20 protein-coding genes are annotated in these 19020 nt (G+C 43.3%); 17 read left to right on the top strand and 3 right to left on the bottom strand.

Features of this window, described 5'->3' with window-relative positions:
* Positions 1–5: 5 nt before the first annotated feature.
* From A8805_RS03310 to A8805_RS03300, 3 genes are all read right to left on the bottom strand, one after another.
* Positions 6–1052: a protein-glutamate methylesterase/protein-glutamine glutaminase gene (locus A8805_RS03310; protein WP_109708763.1), complete on the bottom strand. Its 1047-nt coding sequence runs from the start codon at positions 1050–1052 to the stop codon at positions 6–8.
* A 132-nt stretch (positions 1053–1184) separates the two neighbouring features.
* Entirely contained in the window at positions 1185–1643 is a 459-nt protein-coding gene (locus A8805_RS03305) for a chemotaxis protein CheW (RefSeq protein ID WP_242992242.1), read from the bottom strand.
* Between the two features lie 81 nt (positions 1644–1724).
* A complete protein-coding gene (locus tag A8805_RS03300) occupies positions 1725–3788 on the bottom strand; it encodes a chemotaxis protein CheA (RefSeq protein WP_109708762.1) in 2064 nt (687 codons plus the stop codon).
* Positions 3789–3964: 176 nt separating this feature from the next.
* On the opposite strand from A8805_RS03300, the gene A8805_RS03295 reads away from it, so the two are divergent.
* From A8805_RS03295 to A8805_RS03215, 17 genes are all read left to right on the top strand, one after another.
* On the top strand, positions 3965–5392 hold the full coding sequence (locus A8805_RS03295; protein ID WP_146199422.1) for a hypothetical protein: 1428 nt from the start codon (positions 3965–3967) through the stop codon (positions 5390–5392).
* A complete protein-coding gene (locus tag A8805_RS03290) occupies positions 5379–5663 on the top strand; it encodes an EscU/YscU/HrcU family type III secretion system export apparatus switch protein (protein WP_109708760.1) in 285 nt (94 codons plus the stop codon). The genes A8805_RS03295 and A8805_RS03290 overlap by 14 nt, the downstream gene beginning before the upstream one ends.
* Positions 5664–5903: 240 nt before the next feature.
* Entirely contained in the window at positions 5904–8045 is a 2142-nt protein-coding gene (locus A8805_RS03285) for a GGDEF domain-containing phosphodiesterase (RefSeq protein WP_109708759.1), read from the top strand.
* 96 nt (positions 8046–8141) lie between these two features.
* Positions 8142–8537, top strand: coding sequence for a flagellar basal body rod protein FlgB (gene flgB / locus A8805_RS03280; RefSeq protein ID WP_109708758.1), 396 nt, complete (start codon positions 8142–8144; stop codon positions 8535–8537).
* Between the two features lie 10 nt (positions 8538–8547).
* Complete coding sequence (gene fliE / locus A8805_RS03275; protein ID WP_109708757.1) at positions 8548–8853, top strand: flagellar hook-basal body complex protein FliE; 306 nt, start codon at positions 8548–8550, stop codon at positions 8851–8853.
* Between the two features lie 33 nt (positions 8854–8886).
* Positions 8887–10494, top strand: a complete 1608-nt coding sequence (fliF, locus tag A8805_RS03270; protein WP_109708817.1) for a flagellar basal-body MS-ring/collar protein FliF — start codon at positions 8887–8889, stop codon at positions 10492–10494.
* On the top strand, positions 10472–11497 hold the full coding sequence (fliG, locus tag A8805_RS03265) for a flagellar motor switch protein FliG (RefSeq protein ID WP_242992241.1): 1026 nt from the start codon (positions 10472–10474) through the stop codon (positions 11495–11497). The genes fliF and fliG overlap by 23 nt, the downstream gene beginning before the upstream one ends.
* Entirely contained in the window at positions 11481–12257 is a 777-nt protein-coding gene (locus tag A8805_RS03260) for a hypothetical protein (RefSeq protein ID WP_109708755.1), read from the top strand. Before fliG ends, A8805_RS03260 begins: the two co-directional genes overlap by 17 nt.
* A gap of 38 nt (positions 12258–12295) precedes the next feature.
* On the top strand, positions 12296–13597 hold the full coding sequence (gene fliI / locus A8805_RS03255) for a flagellar protein export ATPase FliI (protein ID WP_109708754.1): 1302 nt from the start codon (positions 12296–12298) through the stop codon (positions 13595–13597).
* A 14-nt stretch (positions 13598–13611) separates the two neighbouring features.
* On the top strand, positions 13612–14067 hold the full coding sequence (gene fliJ, locus A8805_RS03250) for a flagellar export protein FliJ (protein WP_109708753.1): 456 nt from the start codon (positions 13612–13614) through the stop codon (positions 14065–14067).
* Between the two features lie 56 nt (positions 14068–14123).
* Positions 14124–15236, top strand: coding sequence for a hypothetical protein (locus A8805_RS03245; RefSeq protein ID WP_109708752.1), 1113 nt, complete (start codon positions 14124–14126; stop codon positions 15234–15236).
* Between the two features lie 22 nt (positions 15237–15258).
* Positions 15259–15741 (top strand): flagellar hook assembly protein FlgD, encoded by a 483-nt coding sequence (locus A8805_RS03240; RefSeq protein ID WP_109708751.1) that lies wholly within the window; start codon positions 15259–15261, stop codon positions 15739–15741.
* Complete coding sequence (locus tag A8805_RS03235; protein ID WP_109708750.1) at positions 15716–16087, top strand: TIGR02530 family flagellar biosynthesis protein; 372 nt, start codon at positions 15716–15718, stop codon at positions 16085–16087. The genes A8805_RS03240 and A8805_RS03235 overlap by 26 nt, the downstream gene beginning before the upstream one ends.
* Positions 16088–16171: 84 nt before the next feature.
* Positions 16172–17071, top strand: coding sequence for a flagellar hook-basal body protein (locus A8805_RS03230; protein ID WP_109708749.1), 900 nt, complete (start codon positions 16172–16174; stop codon positions 17069–17071).
* A 10-nt stretch (positions 17072–17081) separates the two neighbouring features.
* Entirely contained in the window at positions 17082–17333 is a 252-nt protein-coding gene (locus A8805_RS22750; protein WP_278321217.1) for a flagellar FlbD family protein, read from the top strand.
* Positions 17334–17335: 2 nt separating this feature from the next.
* Positions 17336–18166, top strand: coding sequence for a motility protein A (locus A8805_RS03220; protein ID WP_109708748.1), 831 nt, complete (start codon positions 17336–17338; stop codon positions 18164–18166).
* 68 nt (positions 18167–18234) lie between these two features.
* A complete protein-coding gene (locus tag A8805_RS03215; RefSeq protein ID WP_109708747.1) occupies positions 18235–19005 on the top strand; it encodes an OmpA/MotB family protein in 771 nt (256 codons plus the stop codon).
* Positions 19006–19020 lie beyond the last annotated feature (15 nt).

Genomic DNA, 19020 nt, shown 5'->3' with positions numbered 1-19020 from the left:
TATTTTTATAATTTTCTCAAATATGTCATTAATACACTTGCAATATTCTGGCAGGAGGCCTGTGTGGTTACGCCGCCTATCTGATGCGCTACCATAGGCATTCCGTATACAACACAGGACTCTTTGTCCTGACCAATCGTATATGCTCCGCTTTTACGCATATGGAGCAGACCCTGTGCTCCGTCCTGTCCCATTCCGGTCAGTATAATGCCAACGGCTTTCTGTCCGGCTGTTTCGGCAACAGAATGGAAAAGTACATCCACAGAAGGACGGTGTCCATTTACTTTCTCCCCGGGATAGCACCGGATGCGGTATTGGTTACCGTCACGCACCACCTTCATTTGCAAATCACCTCCGGGAGCTACCAATGCAAGTCCTGGATGGATGATATCCCCATCTTTTGCTTCCCTTACTTCCATCTGACATAGCTTGTTCAGGCGGTCAGCGTACATTTTTGTGAATCCTTCCGGCATATGCTGGGTTATTAGGATACCTGGCAGGTTACCTGGGAGTTCTTTGAGGATTTGTACAGTTGCTTCTGTACCTCCTGTAGAAGCGCCGATGGCAATCAGCATGGAAGAGTAAGACAAAGGGGTTGCTGTATGCGAAGAAGAAGTTGTCTGGGGAGAGGGTACTTCCGGCTGGTGTACCGTAGCACGGGATGCAATGATAATCTTCGAAACAAGACTCTGTGCAAATACCTGGGCATTGTAGTTGCGGCTCATATCCGGTTTCTTAACAAAATCTACCGCACCATAGGAGAGCGCATCAAATACATCTACATTCAGCGAAGATGCCAGGATCACCGGAATAGGGTGCTTTGGAAGCAACTCCTTCAGAAACGATATTCCGTCCATTCTCGGCATTTCTACATCCAATGTGATGACATCCGGTTTTAACTGGGGAATTTTACGCAAAGCATCAAGCGGGTCAGTACTGTACCCAATAACCTGTATATTCGGATTGACTTTTGGAAGCTCCTGAGATAAAAACTTGTCAAAGACAAGAGAATCATCTATGACAAAAACCTTTATTATGTTGTTAGCAGCCATGATGAGCTCCTTTCCAATCAGTTTAATTGCCTGCCGTCTTATCATCTCTGATAAGTGACAGGCAATATGTATTTGTAAAGCATGTTATATTTTTTGAAATTTTTACGGGAGTAAGAAGCGTGAACGGGTAAACTAAGCCCTGATAATTGCTTCGCAATCCAGAAAAAGAACTACAGTGCCGTCTTCCAGGGAAAGCATGAAATTTGTAAGCTCCTGACGGTTCTCAATAGGAATAGGTGATGCAAGGCTGGTGTTGATATTCTGCACCTGTAAAACGGAATCTACCACAATTCCGATGCGGATGGAATCTATCTCCAGAATAATGATACAGGTAGAGGAAGTATATTCCATAAAAGGCTTACCAAGCCTAAGCCTCATATCCATAACCGGGATAATCTGTCCGCGGAGATTGATGACGCCGCGAATGTAATCCGGTACCATTGGAAGAGGACGGATCATATAATTTGTAATAATCTCAATTACGTTGTCTGTACTGACTCCGAAAACCAGATTGTCCGATGTGAAAGTAAGAAAACGGGCAGTTTCCTCCTGCACTTCTTCTATATTATTTACCACTGCTGTGTCTGACATAATCAAACCTCCAATCATTTTATCAAGTACGCCCCGGCACACTTTCTGCGGGGCGCGGGTCATGCTCTGCATGACCGTTGTCTAAAACATCTCCTGTGCTGCAGTATACATGTTGGCAACATCTAAAATGATGCTGATGTTACCATCGCCAAGAACAGTACAGCCGCTGATGCCGGAGCGCTTAATATTAAAGTTGTTAAGGTATGGAGGAAATGGCTTAACCACAACCTGCTGTTCCCCAATTAGCTGGTCTACGAAGATACAGTAGGATTTGTCACTTGCCTCTACCCACATAATAATACCTTCACTGATATCGGTGAACCCATCCTGCATCTGGAATAAATCACGGATGCGGACAATAGGGAAGAATTCATCCATACATTTTATAATCTCATGACCGGAAGCATCTAAAATAATGTCGTCATTTGTAGCTTTAAAGGACTGTCTGATATTGGCAATGGGAATTGTAAATATGTTTCCTCCTATGGAGATTTCCATACCATCCACAATTGCAAGTGTCAGCGGAAGCTTCAGGGTCGTACAGCTTCCTTTGCCCTTTTCACTGGTAATACTAATCACACCGCCGATTGCTTCCACATTCTTGCGGACAACATCCAGCCCTACTCCTCTGCCTGAGAACTCGGTGACTTCAGAGTTGGTGGAAAATCCTGGAAGCATAAGCAGAGAAAGAATTTCTTTTCTGGAATACTCCTCCTCTGGTTTTGTCAAAAGACCGGCGCGGCTTGCTTTTGCAAGGATGGCAGTCGCATCCATACCTTTGCCGTCGTCCTCTACTGAAATAATGACTTCACTTCCCGTATGCTTTGCGGTAAGTATAATCTCTGCCTGTGCATCCTTTCCGGCATCCAGTCTGTCCTGTACGTCATCTTCAATTCCGTGGTCCATAGAGTTGCGGACAATGTGCATAATCGGATCTGAAATGCTGTCCACAATGGTCTTATCTACTTCCGTATCTTCTCCGATGATCGTCAGACGGACATCTTTATTTAATGTCTTCTTCATATCCCGGACAATACGGTTCATTTTTTGGAATACACTGGAAACGGAAACGATTCTCAGCGACATTGCAATATCCTGCAGGTCATCGGTCAGCTTGCGGAGCTGGCGTGCTGATTTCAGGAAATTATCCAGCTTTATATTTTGCAGTTCAGGAGAGGCAATTACCATAGATTCGGTAATAACAATCTCACCAACGACTGCCATGAGCTTGTCCAGCTTGCTCAGGTTTACGCTGATTAAGCTTTGCTTTGCATGGGACGGAAGCGTGGCAGAAGGACCGGAAGGCTGGGTACCTGAAGCAGCGGCAGTCTGGGGGCCTTTTTCATGCTCCGTATCTGCCGGTGATGTCTCTGATTTCTGTACTTCAACTGCGTTCGGGATTAATTCATATGTATGGATGTTACTTGTATTCTTTAAAACCCGGATTGCACTTTCTGCATCCTCTTCGGAAGTAAATGCGAGTATAAAGCCATTTTCTGCAATGATGATCTTGGTTTGTGAATTTGTCTCCACGTCTTCCGGGAAAAATTGAAATGATAAATCCTTTTCTTCCAGTGCGGTTACCAGCATGAAAGAACGAAGATTCTCCATACCACAGTCAGGTTCAAAGAAAACCTGGAGCAGGTAAGGTGCATCTGTTTTGTACTGGGTACCCAGCGAAAGATTGCCCGCAGAAGCAGTGAGAGAAGATGCGGATACACTGGCTTCTCCTGCTTTTTGGATTCTTTTCAGGAAACCATTGATCTCGTTTATAAAGTATGTAATATCTGAATCGAGAGGTTGACTATTCTCTACACGGACGATATCGGCCCTGAGCCTGTCCATGGACTTAAACATTAGGTCAAAAAGATCACTTTTCTGCTCGTCGTCTAAAGTGTCCATTCCGTTTTCACGTATGTAAAAAAAGAGGTCTTCGATGTGATGAGCTACTTCCATTAAAGAGTGAAACTCCAACATGGCAGAAGAACCTTTGATTGTATGCATACTTCGAAAAATTTCATTTACGTCGTCTTCCGTAAAGCTGCCATCCTTTTCAGCATTAATAAGCCTTTCATCTAGTTGCTCTAAAAGAGAGTTTGTCTCAAATAGAAAAGTCTCGAGCAAGCTATCTGTAGTATTATCCATAATTTGCACCGCCTTATTTTATATTTGTTAAAAATATTGCAAACAGAAGGGAATGTGTGGTAATGTACTCTTAACATATTTTGGGACAAAAAATGAATCATTCATTATACACATACGCCCATTATAACATATATATCGACAAAAAAGACAGAAAAATAATTACGGTAGGTGAAAAAATGTCAAATATTTTAAAAGTCACAACTCCGATGACCGGATACGACAATTCAAACCAGGTAAGAGCAAATCCTGTAAAGACTACTGACCCGTCTATCCAGGGACAGGTGAATCCGGAAAGGGTTATGAAGCCGGATGCCAGGAGTGATTCTGCGCAAGGGCAGGATGTAGGCCTGAAGTTCCAGTATGAATCAAATTATGGCACTTTTATCCAGCAGATGAAGGAAAGTCCTGGGATGGCTGAGGAGTTTTCGAAGTTATTTATGAGAGGTATGGGTACACTGGCACAGTCAGGTATGGGGGAAGATTTTGCAAAGAATCTGGCTGAGTTTCTTCGTATGATAGAAGTGCGTCCTCAGGAGCTGCCAGGATTGCTGAAAGGACAGAATAATGCTGCCGTCCGTTTCAGCGGAGCTTTTTTTTCACTGTTCAGGCAAGTGATGAATTCAAACAGTCCTCTGGAGCTTAAGGCGGGAATCCTCGATTTTCTGAGGCGGTATACAGACATGGCAGAGACACCCCATCTTATGGAAAATATCCGTCAGACACTGAACCAGATAAAAGGACAGATGTATCCCGATGGAAGGGAACGGCTGGAACAACTGGAAGGACAAATTAATTATAATGCACCCGGCAAAGAGATGAGGGAGAATCTGGAGACAATCCGCGGACAGGTTCTGCCTTTTTTGAACCTCTACATATCAAGGAGCCATGAGAGAGGCAGTATGAGGGATTTGGCGGCACTTCTGGCGTCCTATGCCGCGCGCTGTGAGAATGGAATGCCGGACAGGGTTTTGGATTCCTTTGAACAACTGCTGCGGTATCCGGGGATGCAGAAGTATTTTCAGGGCTTTGAATCATCTGTCCTGTTTCAGGTGCTGGCGAATACTGAGTTTGAAAAGGTTTCAAAAGAGAATCAGTGGATGAATAAGTTTACCGAACTGGTCCGGGCCGGCATGGCAGGGGAAGCGGGGATTGAACAGAAAGCTGTGTTTCAGAATCTCATGCAGTCCATACTGCTTAATGAAAGTGTTTATATGCCGGTATTGCATATGATGCTTCCGCTGCAGGTGGGAGGACGCCTCATGTTTGCGGAAATGTGGGTGGACCCTGATGCACAGGGCCAGGGGGAACAGAAGGAACCAGGAAAAAGAGCGGTGCAGGGCCTCATTAAATTTGATATTGAAGATGTGGGCTTTTTTGATATGTACTTTGTTTATCAGGACGGAAACATCAGAATGCAGTTGAATTGTCCAGAAAAGCTGGAAGATAAGAGCCGTAAAATCACAGAAGATATCACGAAAATTATGACGGAAAATGGAATCAGGGCGGAGGAAATATTTGTAGAAACCGGTCAGGAATCCATAGCAATATCAGACGCATTTCCTAAAATATTTGAAAGGAAGAATTCAGTCAATGTCAGAATTTAAGGAATTACTTAATCAAAAGGCAGTTGCGTTGACTTATGATGAAAATAAGCAGGCATCTCCAGTTATTGTGGCATCCGGCATAGGGTATATGGCGGAAAAAATGATTGAGATTGCAAAGGAAAACGGGGTACCCGTTTACGAAGACAATTCTCTGGCAACGATGCTGACCCAATTGGAGCTGGGGGCTGAGATCCCGGAAGAGCTGTATCAGGCAATTGTAGACATTTATATTTACTTTTTAAATTATCTTCCCGGGGAGGAAAAGGAATAATACTTATATCCATAAAATTAGATACCTAAAAACATCTATTCCATACATGCTTTTCCATATGCTGGAATGTTAAATGTATTTTAAAAGATAGCAAAAGATGCTAAAAATGGCATATAATTTCAGATTTGGGCTTGATTACTAAAGTGATATGTAGTAAAATTTGTATGTGACGGAGTAATCATGTCATAAATTGGAAATACAGCAGGAAATGGTACGACATACAAAGGAGTACGGGCAAGTATGGGAAATGACTTTCAAGAGGTCTTAACCTCGGTTTTAGATGAAGGAAATGATATTATATATCTTTCCGGTCTAGAAGATTACAAGCTGTATTATCTGAATAAGAAGGCAATAAATGCTTTGGGGAACATTCCTAAAGAAGAATGGTTTGAAAAGCCCTGTTATCAAATACTTCAGGGTAACGAAAGTCCTTGTGATTTTTGTCCTCGCAATATGTTTGCAGAAGGCAGTTATGTATGGAAATACTTCAATAAGAAGATGGGAAAGCACCTTCTAAGTAAAGATCTGCTGGTGGAAAGTGATGGAAAAAGATTTCACCTGGGAATTTCCTCCGATATTACGGAAGAGGTGGAGCTGGAGAACAGGCTGAAAGCAGAACTTTCCGCTGAAAAAGCTTTGGTCAAATGCGCAGGCATTTTGAACCAATACGACAAGAAGGAAAAGTTTGACAGTATAGCGGAAGAATTCTTGTATGTGGTTGCGGGGTATTATAGGGCAGAAAGTGCATATACGCTGTGGTTTGACCTTGATAAGGAAATCGTGTCAGATGCATTCCGGTGGCGTATGCCGACAGAAAGGCCTATGGTAAACCTTCTGGAAGATATTTCTTTTGAGAAGGTTCGCGACTTTTTACACCGTTTGTCTACGGAAAAAGGCAAAGTTCTCGTCTCTCTGGAGGAAGTGGTGCCGGAGGATGGTGAAGAATACAAGGCGTTCCGTGAATTGGGAATCCTGAAGTTCATGATAGTTCCAGTGAAGTCAGAAGGGCAAATTATTGGGCTTTTGGGAGTGAGTAATCCACGGGAGAATCTTGACACAACAGTTTTCCTGAAATCTGCGGCAGTTTTTTTTACAAATGAGATGAGACACCGAATGCTTGCAGACCGAGTTGTTTATCTGAGTAATGTGGATGAACTCACGGAAGTCGGGAACCGCAGAAGTTATCTGGACAGGCTGGCACAGATGGGCAGGCATGAATTCTGCAGGTTTGGGGTTTTGGTGGCAGACATAGACAGGCTTCGTACTGTCAACAATGCATATGGGCGCCAATGGGGTGATTTCATGCTGATTCACACTGCGGAGGTATTAAAATCATTTTTTGGAGATGATGTTTACCGTATTGGAGAAGATGAATTCATGGCTTTTGGAAGAAATATGGATAAAGCTGCGTTCGAACACATTGTAAAAGAGCTTGCGGAACGGGCAAAATGGGATGACCAGTTTCAGGTGTCCGTGGGTTCAAGTTATTATGACGGAGAAAACGATATTGAATATCATATTTCCGTTGCCAATGAAAAGATGAGTCTTGCTAAGATGAACCATTACAATGAGAGACTGGAAACCGGCAAGCAGATTGAAACCAGGAGCAAATATCAGACAGTCCTTTCAGGAAAACTAAGAGAAGAGATTAGCGATAATCGGTTCCGGGTTTACCTGCAGCCTCAGATTAACCTGAAAACAGGAAAAATCGGAGGAGCAGAAGCACTGGTGAGATATATTGATGAAGAAGGAAGCATTGTACCTCCGATTGCTTTTATCGACAGGTATGAATCAGAAGGATTGATTCGTTACATCGATATGCATATGTTGGAGAGCGTGTGCCGTCTCATTAAGAAGTGGAAGTCATCAGGTATAGAATCTATGAACATTTCCGTGAACTTTTCCAGAGTTACCCTAACAGAAGAAGATATTGTGAAAAAGATGAGAATGATTTGTGACCGGTACAGGGTACCTCCCCATTTGATTACGATAGAGATTACTGAAAATATGGGGCTGCTTGAACGTCATGAATTGCGTGAATTGCTGGGAGAGCTTCAAAGAATGGGATTTTCCATATCATTGGATGATTTTGGCTCACGGTATTCTGATTTAGCGATTCTGTCAATTGCAGACTTTGATGAGATTAAGCTGGATAAAAGTCTGGTGGATAAGATAGAGAGCAAAGGAAAGTCCAGAACGATTACAGAATATATATTACATATGTGCAGGGATTTAAAGCTTACACATACAGTGGCAGAAGGAATTGAGACTGTACCCCAGAGAGAGATTCTCAAACGATACGGATGCGAACTTGGGCAGGGATACTTATTTGACAGGCCGATGCCGGTGGCTGATTTTGAGAAAAAATACATAGTGTGTTAATTTTTTTTGACTTATAATGTCGAAAAATATCAATAAATAGCAAGTTTTGTTTTAAAATAATTGTTGCAGAATCAGAGCAATAAAAGGAGGAACAACATGTCAGGTATCAATGGGTTTTGGGGTAATTCAATTTCTATGGTAGCGAAATCGCTGGATTATCTGTGGGAAAAGCAGGGGGCTATATCAAATAACCTTGCCAATGTGGACACACCGGGGTATAAGTCCAAGTATGTGACTTTTGAGGAGAATTACCAGAGCAGGCTGAAGGCGGCAATGGAGACAGGGAACCGGACCCAGATTCAAAAAGCAATTTCAGGGGCGCAGACCTCTGTTCAGGAATCCCAAAGTGAGTCTGCCAGATTAGACGGTAATAATGTGAATGCAGATGTGCAGTTAATTGAGATGAGCAGAACAGCGCTGCAGTATCAATATGGATTGAGCTCAGTAAATAGTGACATTGCTAGACTTAGAACTGCAATTAAGGGTCAGTAGGAGGCAGAAGATGGAGACAGGATTTATCACACCAATACAATTATGGGGGAGTCTTGCAGAAACAGGAAAGACTGCTCAGACAGAAAATAGCAGCGCTGGAATTTTTAAAGGTATTTTTGAAAATGCAGTGAAGGATGTTACCGATACACAAAAGGAACTGGAACAACAGCAGTATCTGTTGTCAACTGGACAGATTGATGATGTACATACTGTGACTATTGCAGCATCGGAGGCACAGTTGTCTGTAGACATGTTGGTTCAGCTAAGAAATAAGGCGGTTGAGTCTTATAATGAATTGATGAGGATCAGTTTATAAGTAATAAAAAGATAAAGGATGTTGGCTGAAAACATGGAAAAATTAAAACTAAAAATAGAAGATGTAAAACAATTTTTAGGCAAATACAGTACAAAGACGAAAGTTTTGGTTGCAGGAGGAGCGGTTGCACTCATAGCTGCTGCAGTAATTATAGCGTTGATTTTGAATCATAAGGAATACACAACGCTATTTTCCGGAGTGACCAAGGAGGAAGCGACTCAGATTGTGGGCAAGCTGCAGGAGTCAGGGGTGGAATATCAGTATAATGATAACGGAAATATTCTTGTTCCTGAAGATATAGCAGACCAGACCAGAGCTGACCTGGCATATGAAGGATATCCTAAAAGTGGTTTTACATATGATGTTTTTACAGAAAATGCGGGCGGAATGACCACTGATACAGAGAAGCAGACATATAAGCTTTATGATTTGCAGAATCGTATTGGTGCTACTATCCGTCTTTTTGACGGCGTAAAAGATGCTAAAGTAACAATAGCCTTGGCTGATGAAGAGAAGTATGTCCTGTCAGATCCAGAGAATAAATCGGTAACAAGTGCTTCTGCTGTTGTTACGATGGAAAATGGTGACTCTCCTTCAGAAAAGCAGGCTTTAGCAATACAGCGCCTGGTTGCCAGGAGCGTGCCGGATATGCAGATGGAAAACGTATCTGTGTTTGACGGAAACGGACTGGAGGTTTCAGTAAATCCGGATGAAGCAGGAACGTCGGGAGATGCAGGGGAAGAGATTGCCAAGTTGATTGAGACCCAGATTTCCAAAAAGGTTATCAATGTCCTGGAGCCGTTTTTTGGAAATAATAATATACGGGTTTCAGCCCGGGGGAAAGTCAATATGGAGAAGGTTGTCCGTGAGACAACGACTTATAATACTCCGGAGAAGATTGATGAGAAGGATAAGACAGGAATTGTATCTAATGAAAGTACTGATAGGACGGTAACGGACGGCAGCGGCACTGCCGGCGGTGTAGCCGGTACAGAGACCAATGCCGACGAAACAGAGTACAATGCAGATACAGCGGCGGCCGATGGCACGGTAGTGAGTGAAAGTGCAACAAGAGATTATCTTGTAAACCAGGTAAAGGAACAAGGAGCATTAGATCCTGGAGTGTTGGAGGATTTAACGGTATCTGTGGCAATTAACAGTGATTCACTCAGCAATATCAGTATGAACCAGCTTCTGGACCTTGTCGGAAATGCAACAGGCATTGCAGCAGCAGACCGAAAGGAAAAAATTACAATTGTAAACTCGCCTTTCTATGAGCCTAAAGACGGGGAAACTAAGGAGGCGGCAGCTATAAATATTGCAGGCACAGTAAAAGAGTATCTTCCAATTATTATAGCAGCGGCAGTCATAGCTCTTCTTGTTATTCTGCTGATTGTAATTCTGCTTAGAAGAAGGCGGAAGAAACAAGCAGTTGAAGTCGAGGAAGAGGAAGAATTTGAAGAGTTCCTGATTCCCGAAGAAACTATGAAGCCGGAAATTTTGCAGCTGCAGAATGAAAAGAGCAGGGAATTGAGAGAAAATGTAAGAGAATTTGCAGAAACTAATCCTGAGATTTCTGCACAAATGATTAGGACCTGGCTGAATGGAGGAAACCAAGATGGAAGCAAGTCGGCTGAGTAACGCCCCGAAAATAACACCCGGGCAGAAAGCAGCTGCGGTCATAGCAGCCCTGGGGGCAGATAAAGCGTCCAAAGTATATAAATATCTGACAGAAGAAGAGGTGGAGCTGCTCACTTTAGAAGTGGCAAAGCTGGGCCATTTGGAGTCAGAACAGACAGAGTTAATTTTAGATGATTTCTATAAGACCTGCCTGACCCAGAAAGTGGTAACGGACGGAGGGCTTGAGTATGCAAGAGCTGTACTTGAAAAAACATACGGAGAGCCTGTGGCAAATGAACTTCTCAAGAAAGTAACAAAATATATGAAGAACCGTTCGTTTGATTTTATATCGAAGACGGACACAAAAAATTTGTTTTCGGTTCTTCAGCATGAACGGCCTCAGACAATTGCACTGGTGTTGTCCTACCTGGATTCCGCTCAGGCAGCAGGGGTAATAGCAGAGCTGCCGGAGAACATGAGGCTGAAAGTAGTAGAGAGCATTGCCAGAATGGAAAGCGCTTCACCTGATGCAATTAAGATTGTAGAGACTCAATTATCCAAGAAATTTGATAATATTCTTACAACGGACTTTACAAGTATTGGCGGCGTAGATTATATTGCGGATGTCATGAACCGTATGGATAGAAGTAATGAAAAATATATCTTTGATGAAATGGGAAAAGACGATCCGGAATTGGCAGAGACAATCCGAAAGAAGATGTTTGTGTTCGAGGATATTATGGGCATGAACGATCGTGCAATCCAGCGTTTCATGCGCGAATGCGATATGAAGGATATTGTATACTCTTTAAAGAATGCAAGCGAAGAAATGCTCAGACTGTTTTTCACCAATATGTCAAGCCGTATGGCAGATACGGTCCAATCCGATTTGGAAGTTACAGTCAATGTGCGTCTGCGTGATGTAGAAGAGGCACAGCAGCGAATCGTTGAAATCATCAGAAAGCTTGATGAGGAAGGCGAGATTGTAATAGGCAAAGGTGGAAAGGATGAAATCATTGTATAGGGTATTGAAGAATCAGCCGGATGATGTACTGGGGTTGGAAAAGAATATACTCTATCCGGAATTTGCCGTAGAGACTAAAAAAGAAGAAAAGGTAATTCCTGAGGTAGAAGAGAAAGAGGAAGAGGCAGCGGAAGAAGAACAAGTATCAGCAGCAGATATTCTGGCGGATATATATGCGGAGGGAAAGCTTATTTTAGATGCGGCCAAGCGGGAGGCCGAGGATGTCAGGACAGAGGCCTACCAGATAGGATTTACTGCCGGAAGTGAGGCGGGGTATAAGGAAGGGCGAGAGCAGGCTCTGAACGAGTACGATCTCCGGTTTGAAGCAGAATTTAAGAATCTCCAGAAGCGGCTTGCAGATTACATAAAAGAAGTGGAGATTACAAAAGAAAGATTGCTGGAGCAGCATATTGAGGATTTGAAAAACATATCACTGGCAATCGGTGAAAAAATTGTACAAACCAGTTTGAGATCCAGCAGTGAAGTTGTAGAGCGTATGATTTTATCTGCTACAGGCCGGCTCAAAAAGTCGGCATGGGCCAAGATTTATATTGGTAAAGGTCAGGAAACCATGGATGTCAGAGGAGATGTTCAGTTTTTGCAGGAGCTTTCCAAACTGTCGGATAATGTAAAGATTATCATGCTGGAGGAGGAAGATACAGGAACCTGTATTGTAGAGCTGCCTGATGAAATTATTGATATGAGTGTTGGAACACAACTTGAAAATATAAAAGAGATATTAAATAATGCACGCCTGTAAGTATAGGGCGGCAGACGAAGAAGACAGGGGGGAGACAGATGCTTAACGATTTGCCAGGCCTGATTATGAAATCTGAAACAATCAGCCATATCGGGAAAATTGAAAATATTACTGGAATGGCAATGGAAGCATCTGGCGGAGGCGCTAATATTGGAGATATTGTTCTGATATATAATGATGAACAAAAAAAGCAGATACCGGCCGAGGTGGTTGGGTTCCGGGATGATAAAGTACAGTTGATGGCATATGAGAATATGCATGGAATCGGCACAGAGAGCTTCGTCAGGAACACAAAAAAGAGACTGAAAATTCTAGTAGGTGAATTTCTAAGGGGGAGAATAATAGATGCCCTGGGAAATCCCCTGGATGACAAGGGAGAATTTACATCTGACCGTTATTATTATGTAGAGAATCCAAAGATTAACCCCCTTGCAAGACCTCCAATTACAGAAGACCTCAGTTTCGGCATTAAGGCTATCGATGGATTGAACACCATAGGAAAAGGACAGCGTATCGGGATTTTCGCCGGCAGCGGTGTGGGCAAAAGTACACTGTTGGGTATGATAGCCAGAAATGTAAAAACAGATATCAATGTGATTGCATTGGTAGGAGAGCGGGGGCGTGAAGTACGTGAGTTCGTGGAAAAGGACCTGGGTCCGGAAGGAATGAAGCGTTCTATCCTGGTCGTTGCAACTTCTGACCAGCCCGCCATGCTCAGAATGAAATGTCCTATGGTAGCCACTACCATTGCAGAATATTTTAAAGACCAGGGAAAAGATGTGCTTCTTATGATGGACTCCCTGACACGTTTTGCGATGGCGCAAAGGGAGATTGGACTTGCTACCGGAGAACCTCCCGTTGCCCGAGGATATACTCCTTCTATTTATGCAGAGTTCCCTAAGCTTCTGGAGCGGAGCGGAAAGTTTGAAAAAGGTTCTATTACAGGGGTTTATACAGTGCTTGTAGAGGGCGATGATACAAATGAACCTGTAGCCGATACGGTCCGGGGAATTCTGGACGGACATATCGTACTCAGCAGAAAGCTGGCAAATGCAAACCATTTTCCGGCAATTGATATCAGCTCCAGTATTTCAAGGCTGATGAACAATATTGTGACGCAAGAACACAAGGAACTGGCATCAAAGCTCAGAGATATACTAAGTTTGTACGAGCAGAATGAGGATCTGATATCTATTGGTGCTTACAAATCAGGAACAAACCCTAAATTGGATGATGCAATTTCAAGAATCAACAGAGTCAATGCTTTTTTGAGGCAGGAAGTAGAAAAAAGCTACAGCAAGGAAGAAGTTTTACGTATGATGGAGGACATTCTGAAGTAACAGGAGGATGAAAGGTGAAACGATTTTCATTTACATTAGATAAGGTTCTGAGCTACAAGGCTCAAATTGAGAAAAATTTGAGAAATGAACATGCACAAATTGTACAGGCTGTCATTCAGAAAGAGGAGCAGATTGAGGACCTGGAACAAAAACACAAAGTATGTTCGGTGGAATATAACCATGTAAAGCTTCAGGGGGCTCCAGTGAATAAGCTGAGAACAATAGAGAATTATCTTCAGTCCTTGATAGACAAGATAAGGACAGAAAAACAAAATTTGGTATGCCTTAAAGATACTGAGGAAAAAAAGCGGCAGGAAGTGATTGCTGCGAAACAGGACACGGCCTCCATTGACATGCTGAAGGCAAAAAGAAAGCAGGAATATGACAAAGAAGTTCTAAAAGAAGATGAAAGGCTGATTGAGGAATTCGTTTCCAATACGATGTCAGGAAGGGCGGCAGCAGGAGAGTAAGGCTGCATATATGTGCAGATTACTATAAATTATTTTAAGAGGAAAGGAGGAGGAGAATGAATCAGATTGTAGAGACTTTATCCCAAACAGGAAACTGGAGTGCTCCGGATGTAAGTGCAAAAAAGAATACAGACAGCCCTCGAAAACAGTTTAAAGATATTTTAGACGGGCAAAGAGAGCAGACCATGCCGGAGAAATCCAAAGAGCAGAAGACAGCAGACGTTCCGGTGACGGGTATGGAAACCGTATATCCGCAGATGCAGGTTGTATTTCCCTGGACTCAGTTTCAGGAAGCTGTAAAGGTACAGGATGCAGCAGGCGTACCGTCTGTACTGCAAAGTGAAGGAGACTTTCTCACTGTGGGACAGGGCGCAGCGCAACAGACAGCAATATCCCAGGAAGAAGGCCAACTGCCCATACGGGAAAATATTGTAGAAGGCAAAGGAAATCTGCTTGATACAAAACAACCGGTAGTACAGACACCTACAGCAGATAATACAAAAGCTATCTTGTCATTGGGACATGAAATCCAGACGGAAAATTCTCTGGGTCCAGCTCTGGCAGCAGAGGGGAAAAATACAGAAGCAGCATCAGTTTTTACGGCACAAAAAAGCAGTACACAGGAAGATACAAAGGAGCTGTACAAGATATCTGCAGAGGATAGTAACAAGGGAATACAACAGTTTGCTGCAAATTCAAGGAGCAGCACCGGATACACCCATGAAGTTACCGGGCAGAAAGAAGTTGTTACATACCGTCAGGAAAGTACACAGCCGGATATGCAGGCACTGAAAGATACGATTGTAAAACATATCAGTGAAGGAAAACGGGAATTTCAAGTCCAGTTGAAACCGGCAAATCTGGGAACTCTGTTGGTGAATGCATCCTATGAGAATGGAAAAACAGTAATTTCGATTGTCTGCATGGAGGCGAAGACTATGCATGTAATGATGCAGAATGCAGGAGAACTGGGAAGCTTGATTCAGTCAAGACTTGGCAGCCCCACAGATGTAATTGTGGATGTACCTCATGCCGACTATCTGGATCAGCATAATGAGCAGGAAAGCAGTCAGGAACATGCAAGGAGCCAACAGCAGGAGAATCAAAAAGAAGAAGTTCATGAAGGCGCAGATCAGTTCCTTCAGCAGTTAAGATTAGGTTTAGTATAACAAAAGAAAGGAAGAACAGCATATGAGCGAAATCCAGGGATTAGGTGCTTATAATTATGCCTCGTCTGTAGCCGGTGCATCTGGAACAAGCAGTGCGACGGGAATGAGCGTCAGCGATTTTTATAAGCTGCTTGCGGCGCAAATGCGGTATCAGGATGCGGATAATCCGATGAATACAAGTGAAATGATGTCACAGATGGTACAGACGCAGATGATAGAAGCTATCACAAATATGTCCACAATTAACACGATTACCTATGCATCTTCTATGATAGGAAAAGAAGTAACGATGGCTGAGATTGACAGCAGCGGGAAATTTACAGGAGCGAAGACCAGCGGAACTATTACCGGAATATTGATGGGGGAAAACCCGATTCTTTTTATGGGAGACAAGTCCTATCATATGGCACAGATTATGACAGTAGGAAAGGTTCCGGAGGCAGATGAATCCGGTGATAACGGAAGCGGGGAGGCAGAAAATGGCGGAAATACAGGCACTGACTAGTATTCAGCAATTAAAGCTGAAACATGGGACAGTATCCGCCCCGGAATCCGGGAAGTCATTTTCTGCGGTGTTTCAGGAAACGGCGTCCGCTTCGGGGGTCAGATTTTCGAAACATGCATCAGCCAGAATAAGTGAGCGGGGGGTAAATCTGACAGATTCCCTTGTGCAGGATCTGAACCAGGCGGTGGAAAAGGCAAAAGAAAAAGGGGCAAAGGATGTTGTTATCATCGGAGCCCAAAATGCATTTATTGTGAATATTCCCAATAACCTTGTGGTTACTACGATGAATTCGCAGGAGATGAAAGAAAGTATTTTTACGAATATAGACAGTGCCGTTTTAATATAGCCGGACCATATATGGAGGCTGTGCGTATGCGCGACTGGTATACGCGGACTATGGCAGAAGAAAAAAGGAAGAAGGTACAAAAATATGGTTAAATCAATGTATGCAGCTATTTCTGGGCTGCGTTCACATCAAAGTAAGATGGACGTTATCAGTAACAATATTGCAAACGTAAACACATGGGGATATAAAGGCAGATCGGCAAACTTTCAGGATGCCATGTATCAGAACCTGACAAACAGTACAGGGGGCAATACCAATGCCGGGGGAACCGGCGGTACAAACAGTTCACAGCTCGGTTATGGTGTGAACATGGGCTCTATTTCAACAAACTTTACATCAGGAAGCTGGGGATTTACTGGTGATCCATTAAACTGTATGATTGATGGGACAGGCTTTTTCATCGTAGGCGGGATGATTGGCGGTCCTGGGATTCCGGCAGATGAGATTGCAGAAAATAACATGAGTCTTTCCAGAGTGGGGATTTTTAAGGTAGATAACAATGGATATCTGGTGGATAACTCCGGTAATTATATCTACGGTTTCACACCGGATGCTACTACAGGTGTGATGGATACAACTACCCTTCGTCCTATCCAGGTACCGGTTGATCTGGGCACGGGTGAGCGTTATAATGTAGCGACCTATAAGATTGGGATGGACGGTATTGTCAAAGGTGTTACAACAGGTAATGAGGAAATCACCATCGGCCAGATAGCGGTAGCTTCTGTGGAAAACCCGAACGGTCTGGAGCAGACAGCAGGATATTTATATAACATTGGTGATAATGCCGGACGTGTTGTGGGTATACAGACTGTGGGTACAACTACAGGTGCTATTTTAAGCAACTATCTGGAAATGTCCAATGTGGACATGGCAACAGAAATGGCCAACATGATTACGACTCAGAGAGGGTATCAGGCGAATACGAAGATTATCACGGTTACAGATGAGATGCTGGAACAGTTAATTGCCATGAAGCGTTAGGAGTAAGATTATGGTGCAGGGGAAGAATCCCCTGCACATAAGAGAGGAGGCGGGAGCTGTCGTGATAGAGCTGACCAAATTAAACGGCGAACCTATTTTAATCAATCCGGCTCAAATGGAATACATAGAGTTGATACCAGAATCAAAGATTATTATGATGAATGGGAAATACCATATTGTGAATGAAAATAAGGACGAAATTATTGCACGTATTATCAGGTTTAACCAGGCTATTTATTACATGCATAACAGGGAGGTTTAATCATGGATTTTACTACAATTATAGGGCTTATTGGAGGGTTTGCATTTATCGTATATGGGATTGGCCTGGGTAATATGGCCAACTTCGCAGATATGGCCAGCGTCCTCATTGTTGTCGGGGGAACAGCATGTTCCGTTATCGCAAGCTTCCCCTTCAGTATGTTGAAAAATGTGGGGAAACATATGGTCAAGCTGGTGTCTAACAAGCAGTTTCATCCGGAGCCTGTGATTGAGAGTATTGTAGAGTTTGCCCAGATTGCCAGAAGAAATGGTCTGTTGGCCTTGGAAGAAAAGGCGAATGGGTTAACAGATCCTTTTTTCAAGCAGGGGATTCTGCTCGTAGTGGATGCCATGGAGGCGGACAAGGTCAGGGAGTTGTTGGAAATGGAAGTGGACAGCATGTCGGCCAGACATGAAGAGGAAGTCGCAATCTATGATAAGGCGTCACAGTTTGCCCCGGCATTTGGTATGATTGGTACTCTTGTAGGCTTGATTAACATGTTGAAAAACATGGATTTGTCTTCAGGATCATCAGAGTCCCTAGGACTTAATATGTCAATTGCCCTGATTACCACATTTTATGGATGTATTTTGGCTAATGTTATCTTCATGCCTATTGCAAAAAAACTAAGGATACGAAATGAGGAAGAAGTACTCTATAAACAAATAATTATAGAGGGCGTCATGAGTATTCAGGCAGGAGAAAACCCAAAGGTTGTGAGGGAAAAACTGGCATCACTGCTCCAGCAGAAAAGACAGTTGAAGCTGTTGGCAGGCGAAGATGGAGACAGTGGGAACAAAAAAGAGAAAAAACCAAAGAATAAAAAGAAGTAATATGATATGCTCCGAGGTGAGTACGCCGGGGTATACCTGAATTAAAAATTACCAGAGAGGAGAGTAACGTGAAGCGAAGGGAAAAGAAGCAGGAAGAGGGCGGAAGTTGGATGGATACATACGGTGACATGGTAACGCTGCTGCTTTGTTTTTTTGTGTTGCTCTATGCCATATCCTCTGTGGACCAGGTAAAGTGGAAGAATCTGGTCAGAAGTTTAAACCCGGATGCACAAGAAGAGGTATCCCAGATTGTTACGGATAATATAGAGACCGGAGGAGCGAATGATGTACCGGGGGAAAATACGTTGGATTCGGACGAGAAATTCAAAGAACTGTATGAAAGCCTCCTTCAAATACGGAATTCCTCGGGAGAATCTATGGATATTCAGATTGCACAGGGAGAGGGATATCAGTTCATAACTTTTAGGGACCGGGTATTCTTTGACGGTGACAGTTATGTGTTGAGAGAGGATGGAAAGAAGGTACTGGAATCATTTTCAGCCGCAATTGCCCCGGCAGCGGACTCAATCAAGGAAATACAGGTGCTGGGACATACCACTCAGGCAGACCCTCAGATTCCCAATGAGGTGGTAAGTGACAGGGTATTGTCTTCCAACCGTTCAGCGGTGGTAGTGGCCTATATACAACAGAAAAATGTCATAGAGCCCAAAAAGCTGGTCAGTGCCGGGTACGGTCAGTTTCGCCCGATTGACACTTTTGAGACGGAAGAAGGCCGAGTACAGAACCGGAGAGTTGAGATTTTAATTACACAGTCAGGTGCTGTGGAGCAAAGCCTGGATGAGTATTATGAACAGGTATACAAACAAAGCGAAGAGTAACGTGTTGCGGATACA

It is taken from the genome of Faecalicatena contorta (assembly GCF_003149105.1).
GTDB lineage: Bacteria > Bacillota > Clostridia > Lachnospirales > Lachnospiraceae > Muricomes > Muricomes contortus_C.
This window is presented reverse-complemented; position numbering and strand designations above follow the sequence as displayed.

Excerpts from the sequence above, each read along its gene's own strand:
- A8805_RS03240 (WP_109708751.1), top strand. The coding sequence starts at position 15,259 with ATGAGCGAAATCCAGGGATTAGGTGCTTATAATTATGCCTCGTCTGTA.
- flgB (WP_109708758.1), top strand. The coding sequence starts at position 8,142 with ATGTCAGGTATCAATGGGTTTTGGGGTAATTCAATTTCTATGGTAGCG.
- A8805_RS03290 (WP_109708760.1), top strand. The coding sequence starts at position 5,379 with ATGTCAGAATTTAAGGAATTACTTAATCAAAAGGCAGTTGCGTTGACT.
- A8805_RS03295 (WP_146199422.1), top strand. The coding sequence starts at position 3,965 with ATGTCAAATATTTTAAAAGTCACAACTCCGATGACCGGATACGACAAT.
- fliG (WP_242992241.1), top strand. The coding sequence starts at position 10,472 with ATGGAAGCAAGTCGGCTGAGTAACGCCCCGAAAATAACACCCGGGCAG.
- A8805_RS03300 (WP_109708762.1), bottom strand. The coding sequence starts at position 3,788 with ATGGATAATACTACAGATAGCTTGCTCGAGACTTTTCTATTTGAGACA.
- A8805_RS03230 (WP_109708749.1), top strand. The coding sequence starts at position 16,172 with ATGGTTAAATCAATGTATGCAGCTATTTCTGGGCTGCGTTCACATCAA.
- A8805_RS03285 (WP_109708759.1), top strand. The coding sequence starts at position 5,904 with ATGGGAAATGACTTTCAAGAGGTCTTAACCTCGGTTTTAGATGAAGGA.
- A8805_RS03260 (WP_109708755.1), top strand. The coding sequence starts at position 11,481 with ATGAAATCATTGTATAGGGTATTGAAGAATCAGCCGGATGATGTACTG.
- A8805_RS03235 (WP_109708750.1), top strand. The coding sequence starts at position 15,716 with ATGGCGGAAATACAGGCACTGACTAGTATTCAGCAATTAAAGCTGAAA.
- fliI (WP_109708754.1), top strand. The coding sequence starts at position 12,296 with ATGCTTAACGATTTGCCAGGCCTGATTATGAAATCTGAAACAATCAGC.
- fliE (WP_109708757.1), top strand. The coding sequence starts at position 8,548 with ATGGAGACAGGATTTATCACACCAATACAATTATGGGGGAGTCTTGCA.
- fliF (WP_109708817.1), top strand. The coding sequence starts at position 8,887 with ATGGAAAAATTAAAACTAAAAATAGAAGATGTAAAACAATTTTTAGGC.
- A8805_RS03220 (WP_109708748.1), top strand. The coding sequence starts at position 17,336 with ATGGATTTTACTACAATTATAGGGCTTATTGGAGGGTTTGCATTTATC.
- A8805_RS22750 (WP_278321217.1), top strand. The coding sequence starts at position 17,082 with ATGGTGCAGGGGAAGAATCCCCTGCACATAAGAGAGGAGGCGGGAGCT.
- A8805_RS03245 (WP_109708752.1), top strand. The coding sequence starts at position 14,124 with ATGAATCAGATTGTAGAGACTTTATCCCAAACAGGAAACTGGAGTGCT.
- A8805_RS03305 (WP_242992242.1), bottom strand. The coding sequence starts at position 1,643 with ATGTCAGACACAGCAGTGGTAAATAATATAGAAGAAGTGCAGGAGGAA.
- A8805_RS03310 (WP_109708763.1), bottom strand. The coding sequence starts at position 1,052 with ATGGCTGCTAACAACATAATAAAGGTTTTTGTCATAGATGATTCTCTT.